Below are 930 nucleotides of genomic sequence, written 5' to 3'. Positions count from 1 at the left end.
CGAACTACAGCATCAAACGCATGGCACGACTATTAAAAGTATCTCGGTCTGGATACTACAAATGGGCCCATGCGCAGCAGAAACGACTATCCGGCGAAAATGATCGTGCTGCATTTTACGATGGCGTTGACCGAAAGATTCATCAGATTTGGAAAGACTCCGATGAGGTTTATGGTGCTCCGCGGATCACCGCAGAGCTCGCTGAGCGCTACCAGATCACATTGAATCGCAAGACTGTGGCGAAGCGGATGCGCATGATGGGCATTGAAGGGATTTCACCGCGTGCTTTCGTTCCAGTGACAACGATCCAAGCCAAGCGTAAATCCACGCTTCCTGACCTGGTTAAACGCATGTTTGATACCGGTGAGCTTAACCGAGTGTGGATGTCGGATATTACCTATCTGCGCACCGGTGAAGGATGGTTGTACTTGTGCGCGGTCCGCGACGGCCATTCCCGCAGGGTACTGGGCTGGGCTATGGATAGCGTTCAAGACACACGCCTGGTCGAGCGGGCCCTGCGGATGGCGCATACGCTGCGCGGTGACGTTCCTGAAGGACTGGTGTTTCACGCTGACCGCGGAACCCAATTCACCAGCGAGAAGCTCTGGGAGGTGTGCCGCAGCCTGGGCATTGCTCAGTCCGTGGGGCGTACTGGTGTGTGCTTCGATAACGCGATGGCCGAGTCGTTCTGGTCGACGCTTAAAACCGAGTTTTACGACCGCAAGCGCTGGGCGACCCGTGATGCCGCGCGCAAGGCCGTTGCCTACTGGATTGAAGTCGTCTACAACCGTCGGCGCCGGCACTCCGCCCTCGGGATGGTCAGCCCCGTCGACTTCGAGAACCACACCGGTTCAACCATCAACAGAAAAGAAATAGCTGCCTAACTACTAGGTAGCTCCACTACGTGTCCACGATTTGCGGGCAACCCCA

1 pseudogene is annotated in these 930 nt (G+C 56.2%); it reads left to right on the top strand.

What is annotated here, in order from left to right:
- Window positions 1–839 (top strand): annotated as a pseudogene (locus tag HMPREF2678_RS00975) (IS3 family transposase); the annotation flags it as partial.
- Window positions 840–930 lie beyond the last annotated feature (91 nt).

The sequence above is a fragment of the Corynebacterium sp. HMSC058E07 genome, from assembly GCF_001809885.1.
Taxonomy (GTDB): Bacteria; Actinomycetota; Actinomycetes; order Mycobacteriales; family Mycobacteriaceae; genus Corynebacterium; species Corynebacterium macclintockiae.
This window is presented reverse-complemented; position numbering and strand designations above follow the sequence as displayed.